This window comes from Acrocarpospora pleiomorpha, assembly GCF_009687885.1.
GTDB classification, from domain to species: Bacteria; Actinomycetota; Actinomycetes; order Streptosporangiales; family Streptosporangiaceae; genus Acrocarpospora; species Acrocarpospora pleiomorpha.
Genome location: NZ_BLAF01000029.1, coordinates 34902 through 44134, shown reverse-complemented (window position 1 = coordinate 44134; position 9233 = coordinate 34902). Strand labels below are relative to the sequence as shown.

General features: G+C 69.9%; 13 protein-coding genes. All 13 read right to left on the bottom strand.

The annotated features are described in order from the left end of the window. Positions 1 to 51 precede the first annotated feature (51 nt). The 13 genes from Aple_RS54660 to Aple_RS25165 all read right to left on the bottom strand — a co-directional run bounded on the left by Aple_RS54660 (position 52) and on the right by Aple_RS25165 (position 9231). Positions 52 to 1608 carry a bifunctional DNA primase/polymerase gene (locus Aple_RS54660; RefSeq protein WP_246264764.1) on the bottom strand — a complete coding sequence of 519 codons (1557 nt, stop codon included), beginning with the start codon at positions 1606 to 1608 and terminating at the stop codon, positions 52 to 54. After that, positions 1605 to 2141: a DUF1643 domain-containing protein gene (locus tag Aple_RS25220; RefSeq protein ID WP_155347175.1), complete on the bottom strand. Its 537-nt coding sequence runs from the start codon at positions 2139 to 2141 to the stop codon at positions 1605 to 1607. The genes Aple_RS54660 and Aple_RS25220 overlap by 4 nt, the downstream gene beginning before the upstream one ends. After that, positions 2141 to 2851: a hypothetical protein gene (locus Aple_RS25215; RefSeq protein WP_155347174.1), complete on the bottom strand. Its 711-nt coding sequence runs from the start codon at positions 2849 to 2851 to the stop codon at positions 2141 to 2143. Before Aple_RS25215 ends, Aple_RS25220 begins: the two co-directional genes overlap by 1 nt. Continuing rightward, positions 2848 to 3696 carry a deazapurine DNA modification protein DpdA family protein gene (locus Aple_RS25210; protein ID WP_174889872.1) on the bottom strand — a complete coding sequence of 283 codons (849 nt, stop codon included), beginning with the start codon at positions 3694 to 3696 and terminating at the stop codon, positions 2848 to 2850. Before Aple_RS25210 ends, Aple_RS25215 begins: the two co-directional genes overlap by 4 nt. Continuing rightward, entirely contained in the window at positions 3693 to 4082 is a 390-nt protein-coding gene (locus Aple_RS25205) for a hypothetical protein (protein WP_155347173.1), read from the bottom strand. Before Aple_RS25205 ends, Aple_RS25210 begins: the two co-directional genes overlap by 4 nt. A gap of 6 nt (positions 4083 to 4088) precedes the next feature. Next, positions 4089 to 4577 carry a single-stranded DNA-binding protein gene (locus Aple_RS25200; RefSeq protein ID WP_155347172.1) on the bottom strand — a complete coding sequence of 163 codons (489 nt, stop codon included), beginning with the start codon at positions 4575 to 4577 and terminating at the stop codon, positions 4089 to 4091. Between the two features lie 172 nt (positions 4578 to 4749). After that, positions 4750 to 5373, bottom strand: a complete 624-nt coding sequence (locus tag Aple_RS25195; RefSeq protein WP_155347171.1) for a hypothetical protein — start codon at positions 5371 to 5373, stop codon at positions 4750 to 4752. 43 nt (positions 5374 to 5416) lie between these two features. Then, on the bottom strand, positions 5417 to 5572 hold the full coding sequence (locus Aple_RS25190; protein WP_155347170.1) for a hypothetical protein: 156 nt from the start codon (positions 5570 to 5572) through the stop codon (positions 5417 to 5419). Between the two features lie 20 nt (positions 5573 to 5592). After that, positions 5593 to 5886: a hypothetical protein gene (locus Aple_RS25185; RefSeq protein ID WP_218038501.1), complete on the bottom strand. Its 294-nt coding sequence runs from the start codon at positions 5884 to 5886 to the stop codon at positions 5593 to 5595. A gap of 195 nt (positions 5887 to 6081) precedes the next feature. Then, a complete protein-coding gene (locus tag Aple_RS25180) occupies positions 6082 to 8277 on the bottom strand; it encodes a cell division protein FtsK (RefSeq protein WP_155347169.1) in 2196 nt (731 codons plus the stop codon). Further along, entirely contained in the window at positions 8271 to 8636 is a 366-nt protein-coding gene (locus Aple_RS25175) for a hypothetical protein (RefSeq protein WP_155347168.1), read from the bottom strand. The genes Aple_RS25180 and Aple_RS25175 overlap by 7 nt, the downstream gene beginning before the upstream one ends. Further along, positions 8633 to 8857: a hypothetical protein gene (locus tag Aple_RS25170; RefSeq protein WP_155347167.1), complete on the bottom strand. Its 225-nt coding sequence runs from the start codon at positions 8855 to 8857 to the stop codon at positions 8633 to 8635. Before Aple_RS25170 ends, Aple_RS25175 begins: the two co-directional genes overlap by 4 nt. Continuing rightward, on the bottom strand, positions 8854 to 9231 hold the full coding sequence (locus Aple_RS25165) for a hypothetical protein (RefSeq protein ID WP_155347166.1): 378 nt from the start codon (positions 9229 to 9231) through the stop codon (positions 8854 to 8856). The genes Aple_RS25170 and Aple_RS25165 overlap by 4 nt, the downstream gene beginning before the upstream one ends. Between the last annotated feature and the right edge of the window lie 2 nt (positions 9232 to 9233).

The window sequence follows — 9233 nt, the reverse complement described above, 5'->3', positions numbered from 1 at the left end:
GCCTGCTTGTGTGCGGGGTCGGCCACGCGCACGGACTTGCCGCCGGGGTGGTCAGGCGGCGATGGTGCGTGGGCGGCGGGCGCCGTTCTTGAGCCCGGATTTGATCGTGATTCGGGTCTCGGAGGCGGTCAGCCCGGAGTTGACCCCTCCCTGTTCAAGCAGGCTTGTGACCTCGGATTCGGCGAGGGCACCACCGGCGACGAGTTGCCCCAGGGCGGTCGCGGCCATGTACAGGGTGCGGTTGCGCTGGCCTTCCGGGGCGGCGGCCAGAAGTTCCAGCTCACCGGTGATGGCGGCGTGCAGGAATTTGCCGCGCCGGTCCGCGGGGAGGTTTAGGCGCACGGGCTTACCCACCGCAGGTGGCCGGGGTGAGAGCTGCTTGAACAGCCAGGGGGGCAGCGGGGCGGGGACGGCGTTGTAGGCGACGGCGTATGTGCCGGTGCCGTCGGGCAGGTCTACAAAGCTGCCGGGGCCGACCACGTAGCCGCCGTGGGCGCGCGTGTCGACCAGCCAGCCCAGCCCGTTGCCTTTGTCGCCTTCGGTGTTGCGCAGGCGCGGGCTGTCGGGTGCGGTGTAGTACAGGTGCAGTCCGCCGCGCCGGGTACTGACCTGGAAGGTTTCCAGGGTCGGGAACGGCTGTCCGGCTTGCTCGCACCGGACGGCCAGCACGTCGGCGCCGTCGTTGACCCCGGGCAGCGCCCACCGGGGTGGCGGGTGCTCGCCTGGTTTGGGTTTGTCCAGGTCGATGACGACCAGGCGGGACGGGCCGCACGCGATGCCGATGTTGTACGGTGCGTGCGACCACCAGCGGCGGATGGTGGCGGGGTCGGTGGTGGCGCGATGCTCCCAGTCGGTGAACCCTCGTGATGGCGCCTTGTCGCCGGGGGTGACGGGGAAGACGTGCCAGCCCCGGGCGACGGCGGCTAGGGCGTAGCGGAGCTGGTCGTGCCTGGTCATGTGGCTTCCTTCCAGATGTCGAGGGTGTGATCTGCGGAAGCGTCGCAGGGTGGTCATCGCTGAAACACCGTGAACTAGGGAGTCCACCCGTCGTGTCGTGCCGGTGTGACGCGACGGGTCGGCGGGCCGGGCTTGGGTGTAGATGACCGGTTCCCAGGCGTTGAGCGGCCAGCGGCTTGCCGTGGCGCGTTCCCCGCGATGCCAGGCGGCGACGCGTACCCCGGGTGGGCACAGCGGCAACACGGCGGGCAGGGCATGAGCTGAGGTGGACAGTGCCCATCCGTCGTAGACGACCAGTCGGCCGATCAGCGCGGCGTGGTCGACTTCGCCGTTGTAGTCGCGATGACCTCGGTACAGGCGGGCGTTGCCCGGATAGGGCGGGTCGGCGTAGGCCAGCCGTAGCGGTCGGCCGGGTGCGACGCCTTGCGGAGTTGGACCTATCGTCCGGGTGAACCGGTGCCGGGCCTGACGGCAGCGCACCGAGCAGCAGATGGCGTCTTGTCGTGCTGTTGCGGGGATGGGGCCGGTGCACCAGGCGCATAGCCGTTTCGCACCTGGTGGATGCGAGGTGTCGGGTGTGACCACGCGCGACGCGTCGCATTCCGCCGTGGTGGGACGCGACGCGTCGCCCGTTGTCGATCTGATGGTCATGCGGCCTCCTTCCAGGGGATCGGGTTGAGGTCGGCGCGTTGGTAGAGCGGGTGTACCGGCTGGCCGTCTTTGGCGGTGCGCAGGCACACCGGGTTTCGGGGGGCCAGCAGCGCGGCCACGCGGCGCCAGCGGTCGCCAGCCAGGCGGGGGTAGCGTCCGGTGCCCCAGGCCAGGACGACGCGGTCCACTCCGTCCAGGTGCGCGGTCAGCCACAGGTCGTTGTCGGGGCCGACCGGGTCATCGGCGCTTAAGAGCTCCTGGGGGTTGCGGGAGCGGAAGGCGAACAGGTTGCGGACGACCAGCGCGCCGTGCCCCCAGGCGCGGGAGTAGGCGATGCAGCGGCGGATGGTGGGATCGTCGCTGGTGTGGTCGGCGGTGGAGGGGTTGAGCATCACCCACGCGCACGTTGAGGGGTGGGCGGCGGTGGTCCAGGTGCGCCACAGGTCATACCGGTAAGGGCCGTCGATGACAGCCCCCCGACCCGTGGCGCGGGCCGGGGGGCCAGGCTGGCGGTTGTCGCTGTGCACCCTCATCACAGGTCCTCATCGGTGAGGGTCTGCTGCCAGCGCCGGAAGCGGCGGATCGCGAGCCGGTATCGGACCCAGGACAGGAGCCAGCCCGGTTCGATCAGCAGACGTGCCACGCGGAACAGCAGCAGAACGATGCGGGGCGGGCTGGTCAGGGTGGGCTGAGTCAGATAGGCGTCGCAGTGGCCGCACCGCTGGCAGGCGCTCACCTTGATTCCGTGCCGGTTGCGGTAGGCGGGTACGGTCTCGGGCTGGTGGCCGTGCGAGTCGCAGTGGTGGTCGAGGGTGCAGGCGGGGCACAGCCACCGCTGGTCGAACGGCGTCACTTCGCCCGTTTCCAGGTCCCGGGCGCGGGTCCACCTGCGTGAGGGCAGCATCCACGCGGCGGCGTCGATGCTGTGCAGGTACGGGATGCCGTCCGGGCGGTTCAGGTCGTGCAGGATGGTGGCGTCCACGTCGCACAGGGCGCAGCGGACTTCGATCAGTTCGACCTTGTGGAAGCTGTGGCCGTAGCGCGGGTCGTCGGGCTGGTCGGTCGGAGCGGTGGTTGTGCGAGTGGCCTGGTTGATGCCGCAGTGGTAGGGGCACGCGCCATGTGGCCAGCGCGGCCACAGGGAGTGGGCGGTCACGCAGGCGGTGCAGTTCTCGGGGTCGGTATCGATGTTCAGCAGATCGGCCAGGTTGTCCGGGCCGTCTTGGAGGGCGGGATTGCTCATGCGGCTTCCTTCCAGTGGTCGAGGCCAGCGGTTGGGATGTCGGGGCCGGGCTGCGCTTGCCGGTGCAGTTGCGTGAGCAGTCGGGTGCGCCAGCGGGTGGCGTAGGTCAGGCAGTTGGCGCAGTTCTTGTGCGTGGTGCAGCCGGTCAGCGGGGGTTCGCGGCGGGCGGCGTAGCTCCAGGCCATCGAGTCGGCGGAGGCCAGGTACTGGCCGTAGCGGAGCAGGCCGAGGTTCTTGACGCCAAACCCGTGCAGGCGCAGGCCAAGCGCGGCCAAGGTGGTGACGATGTCGCCGATCTCAGCGGTTGACTGGCGGCGGCAGACCGAGCCCAGACCGACCAGCGGCAGCGCGGTCAGGTCGATTCCGGCGTCGGCGTACAACTCGACGCAGGTGAGGTACTCCTCCAGGTGCCAGCCTTGAAGCACCGGGATGAACGGCAGTTCCGGCGCCAGGTCGCGCAGGTGCAGGTAGTTGGCCACGGTGCGGCTCTGATGTTCGGCGACGCTGAGCCCGGTACCGACGAAGCGTTCCCGTCCCCACTGTCCGCCGTGGATGATGGCCGGTTCACACATCCAGTCCTGGGGCGCAGCCCATTGCAGGTTGATCCGCTCTCGATGGCGGCGGAGCCAGCCCACGTATTCGCCGGGGGTGACGATCCACTTGCCGTGGTTCTTGAGCATGGTGAAGCCGCGGGAGTCCACCGACACCGGGCAGCGAACCGCCAGCTGGCGCGGCAAGGGTCGGCGGGCCAGCCGTCCGTAGCTGATGAAGGCGGGGAAGGTGACCCGTTCCAGCCAGGATGGTTCGGGCACCCCTAACAGGAACTGCGGTATGGGAGTGTTCACGCCGCGTCCTTCCAGGCGTCGAGGGTGAGCGAGGGCGTGACCACAGCCGCGCGGCGCAGGACTTCGGCGGTGATGGCCAGTTCGAGGCAGGCTTTGTGGGTGGGCCGGCCGTGCTCGTCGAGCAGGTGCGCGGTCACGCGGCAGAACCGGCACGGGTCGGGGCGGGGTCCGCGGTAGCGGGGTCCGCAGTTGCGGCAGTCGCCGGGATGGCGGGCGGGTGCCCCGACCCGTGCCGAGACGCGGACGTCGCAGCACAGCAGGCAGCCCTTGCGGTGGTGGAGAACGCGGTGAGTGCGCCAGTCCAGGACGACCCGCCCTGCGTGGAGCAGGTAGCGGGTGTCCTGGTAGGTGACGACGGCGGCCAGGGCGGGCCGGGTCGGGTTCATGACCGGCTAGAACGGCGGCTCGTCGGAGTCCTGCCAGGTCCCGCCCGACCCGCTGGCGGCGGGTGCGTGGGTGGACGCCCACGGGTCGCCGGCGGCGGAGGGGCGGGCCTGGCCGGGGGCGCCGTTGGTACGGCCTGCCTTCTTGATGTCGCAGGTGGCGAACCGCAGCGATGGGCCGATCTCATCGACGGTCAGCTCGAACACCGTCCGCTTCTCGCCGTCGCTGGTGTCGTAGGTGCGCATGCGCAGCCGTCCGGACACGATGACCCGGGACCCGCGGGTCAGTGACTCGCAGGTGTTCTCTCCCAGGTCGCGCCAGGCGGAACAGCGCAGGAACAGGGCGTCTCCGTCCTCCCACTTCTCGATCTGCTTGTTGTAGGTGCGGGCGGTGGAGGCGACGGTGAAGGAGGCGACGGCGACGCCGCCGGTGGTGTAGCGGAGTTCGGGGTCGCCGGTCAGGTTGCCGATGACGGTGATCGTGGTCTCGCCGGACATGGGCGGCCTTCCTTCTCATGAACTGGTTGAGGTGACGGGAGCCGTCCAGGACGCGCTGAAAGCGCCGGAGACGGCTTTTGATCTATGTCCTGATGTCTTTACAAGCACTCAGCCCGGAGTGAGCCTCAGAGGGTGCTCAGCCCCAGAGGGTGAGCGGGGGTGCCCGTGCGGGCTAGACCGGTCGCCCGGTCGCGGCGGCTTGGGCGGTGATGGCGGCCAGGATCGGCTTCACCTCGGGGGCGTCGGGCAGGGTGGCGCGGGCGATCGCGCCGCAGGTCTGGCCGGTGTGGGGATCGGAGATGAGCAGGGTGGTCCCGCCGTGCCCGCCGGACAGGTTCCAGTGGGCGCGGGTTAGCCAGGCGTCGTCAGCGGCGACCAGGCTGTTGCCGGGCAGGAAACCGACCCGCTTGCCGTTGCAGGACCAGGCCGACCAGGTGACGGGGCCGGGGTCGGCGCCTGCGCGGGGGCCGGTGGCCTGCTCCCACAGGGAGTCCAGGAACCCTGTCTCGCAGCCGCCATACGGGCCGGGGTGGTGGTGGGGGTCGGTCAGGTCGTAGAGGCCGTCCTGGCCGGGCAGGTCGCCGAATTGCGCGCGGGTGGCGTCCAGGATGACGAACCGGTCGCAGACCAGGACGCGGGACGCCTCGCGGCGGATCCACACCATGGTCGGGTCGATCAGGGCGTCGGCCAGCGTGAGCGGTTCATCCAAGCAGCAAGAGCAGTCGCACTCGTCGCCGTACTCGTCCTGTTCGGCCGCGACGGTCGTGATGGGGGTGATCGTGGTCTCGGCGGACATGAAAGGGTCTTCCTTCCAGATCGGGGAACGGTCGGGGGGTTGGTTACGGGTGGGGTCGCACTTCGGCGTAGATCCGCACGTTGCGGCTGGTTCCCCGCATCGGGTAGGGGTCGGAGATCTCGATGACGTCGAAGCCGGTCGCGAGCGCGCGGGCGGCGTCGGTGGCTTCCTCGGGCAGGCAGATGAGGCGGATCTTCAATGCGTTCTCCTTGACGGGGGTTAGTGGCGGAGGTGGTTCCAGATCCGGCGGCCGACTCGTAGGCGTAGGCCGGTGGCGTCGCAGCGTCGGCACCAGGTGCGGCGGGCGGTGAGGCTGAGCCGGGCGGCGTGCTTGCCCTCGCCCTGGCAGCGGCGGCACTTGCCGAACGGGGCCAGCGCGCACGCGATGGCGTAGCCGAGTAGCCACACCACAGCGGCCGGCAACAGCACGGCCAGGGCGTAGCCGGTGAGGGCCGCAAGGGCGGGAAGGGACGGGTCGGTGAGGGTCGCGGTCGCGGCCAAGTGGGGTCTCATCAGGGCTCCAGGAGGGGTTTTCCGGCATGGCGGGCCGCACCCGCGACCCGCGACCCGCTGGTGTCGGTGCTGGTGGGGTGGCGTTTGGGCGGTCGCGGGGCGGGTCGCGGCGTCGCGACCGGTCGCGGGTGATCCGCGACCTGGCGAACCCGGGGAAGAGGGTCCGCCAGGGGCACCGGACGGGGCATCCGCGGGCTATCCGGCGGCGGTGTCGCGCCGGTTGATGGCGGCGGCGATGGCGCTCTTCTTGGCGCCCTTGAGCGCCTTGCCCTCGTGTTTGACATCGACGCTGGGCACGCCCAGCGCGCGCAGTTGCGCGGAGATAGCTTCCGGGGCCAGGTCGGCGTAGTGCTCGGGGATGCGCTCGGCCAGCCGGGCGGCCAACTGGGTCCACGGGAGACCGGCGTCGCTGTGGTAGACCGACAGCGCGTCGGCCAGGACGTCACGGATTTCGCGGATGACGGTCTGTCCGGCGGCGTAGCCGGTCAAGGTCCCTGCCCGTTCCCGCAGCGCGCGGGCGGCGGTCAGGATCTTCTCAGCGTCGGCGGCGTCGGCCAGGTAGGTGCGCACGGTCGGGGTGTCATCGGCTGCCCCGTACAGGTAGCCGACGCCCCGGTACTCCTTGCCCACCGGCAGAGAGGAGGCGTCGAACCCTTCGGCGTAGGCGTCGCCCCCCAAGATGGCGTCGGAGACGTTGCGGTTGCCGCACTTGAGGGCGAAGCGCACGGCGTGGTTGTCGCGATAGCGGTTGAACAGCCGCTGCACGTCACCGGCACCGACACCGCCGGGCTTTTGGCTGCTGGAGATGATGACGACACCCGCGGACGGGCCGACCGCCATGATGAACGACAACAGGGCGGCGATCTCCTTGTTCTTCTCCTGATCGTCCAGTTCGTAGTAGACCTGGAACTCCTCCATGACCAGCACCCACACCCGCAGGTTGGCGTACTTGCGGGACAGTTCCTCGGTGAGCTTGCCGTCCGGGCATTCGGTCACGGGCAGGGTGGACAGGAACTGGTTGACCTGCTGAATGTGGGTCTTGATCTCCCGTAGCGCGTCCAGCAGCATTTCCACGGGGTCGCCGTCGCGGTTGGGCATCGTGCCGAACACGATGCGGTGGGCGATCAGGGCGAACTTGCGCCAGTCGGGGGAATCCTTGCCGTCGATGACGGTGAGCTTCACGAACGGGTCCATCGCGGCGTACAGGGCCAGCAGGCGGGCCGCGAAGGTCTTGCCCTTGCGTGGTTGCGCGCCGACCAGGATCGAGATCCACAGCAGCAGGAGAGTGACCTTGCGTCCGCGTTCGTCCAGGCCGAACGGGGCGGGCTGCCAGATGTTGCGCGGCTTGCCGTCCAGCAGCGGGGTACGGCCTGCCGGGATGGCCAGGGGGTCACGGTCGGCGACGAACAGCTTGTGCCGCCGGTTGGAGCTCTTGTCCCGGGTCAGGTAGACCTGCTGTTCGCTGATGTCCAGCCCGGAGGCGATAGCGCCACGCACCTTGACCGCATCATCGTAGGTCTTGCCGTAGGGCAGATCGATCAGCACTTCCGACCCGGTTCCGGCGGCGTCGCGGGCCATCGGGGACCCGAACTTGATCTGCTGGTGGGGCCGGTCGGGGTGCCCAAGCCCGGCAGCGTAGTAGGCGCGGAGAACGATGTCGTTGTTGAGCAGCCTAAAGCGCGGGGTCACCATGACCGGCGTCACGATCGGCCGACCGGCGGGCCGTCCGAAGCGGGCCAGCAGAACCGCCACCACCGCGCCGACTGCCGCCCAGACCAGGCCGGGAACCCTGCCTGACCAGGCCAGCCCCGCCACGACGGCCAGCGCGAGTACCTGACCGGCCAGCGCCCAAAAGCGCAGACGGCGGGTGGCCTTGCCTTCGCGGTGCAGCTTCAGCCAAGCGGCGGCGTCGTTGTCGCGGGCGGCTTGCTGCAACAGCGGGTACTGTTCGGCCACCCACCACCAGGCCAGCTGTCGGCCGATCAGCCGCACCAGGCCGACCAGCGCCCACCAGAGCATCTGAACGGCGTACCAGGGCGAGCGGACGGCATGGAATCCCGCCACGTAGCCGTACCGGCACGCGGCCTGGGTGAGGGTGTGCATCCGGTTACCCGCGCGCAGACCGTCCGGAATGATCGGCGGACGGGCATCGTTGACCGGCAGCATCGCGGCAGCCCCCGGGCTGTCCACGGGCATCGGCGCGGTTGGGGTGGTGTCGTCCTCCTCGTCAAGGGCCACCTCAAAGGCGGTGTCGGTCGGCGCGAACTCCTGACCGGCGGGGAGAACGGTCCGGCGGTCGCGGGCCGATTCCAGGTCTACGACATTGCCGTCCGCATCGGCGGGGGCATCGGCGGTGGCGGGGTCGTCAACGCCGGGCTGATGGTTCACCATGGGATCACCTCGTTGTCCTTGCTGGTGGTGGGGTGGCAGGGCGCGGCCACTGTTCTTGGCGGAAGGGGGGCCGCGCCCTGCGTGCTGGTGGTGGCGATCTCGCAGTTGAGCAGGAACATCTCGTCGTCGCCGATGCCGAGATGCCGCTCCTGCTGCTCAAGCGTGTCCCACAGGCGGTAGAAGACGGCGCGGTCCTCAGCGAACCTGACCGCGCTGACCGCCTGCTCACGGGTGAAGGTCGCGCCGGGCAGGTAGGAGACCAGCCACGTGCCGCAGCTGGCGCCGGTCCGGCGGATGTGCCAGGCGTAACTGCCCACCTGGTCAGAGGTGACCCGATCGTCGCTGATGTGCAGGGTCACCGGTTCCCCCTGCCGTGCCGCTGCTGGATCAGAGCGAAATAGGCGTCGGTGCCGAAGGGCGGGCACGCGCACGGCGCGAGGGTGCACAGCGCACACCGAATGGTGGCGGGGTCGGCGCCGGAGAGGTAGGCGTCCAGGTCCGGCGACCACACCGCACCCAGGGCGTTGACGAGCGTGACGGGGTCGGACTGCGGGTTGGGCTTGGGGTTCTTGCTGGTCATGAGGGGTTCTCCCGATGGTTGGCGGGGGTGCGGTCGTAGGTGGCCCTGGTTCCGCAGGTGACGCAGAACCCCTCCTCCGAGTGGCCATTTCTGGCGATGGTGATCCAGGCGGCTTTGCCCTTGCCGCAGGCGCAGAGGTAACGGGCGTCGGGGTTGCAGCAGGTGTTGCGGTGCAGCGCCATGTGGGTGTGCAGGGCGCCGGACACCCGCCTGCGGGTGACCAGGTAGCGCAGCAGGGTGCCGACCACCAGCGCGCCGCAGCCCAGCGTGATGACCGCGGCGACGGTGAAGGCGGTTCCGTTGCTGATGGCGTGGACCATCACAGCGGAGAGCGTGGCGGAGGTGAGGGTGGCGGCGGTGACGTGGACGGGCATGG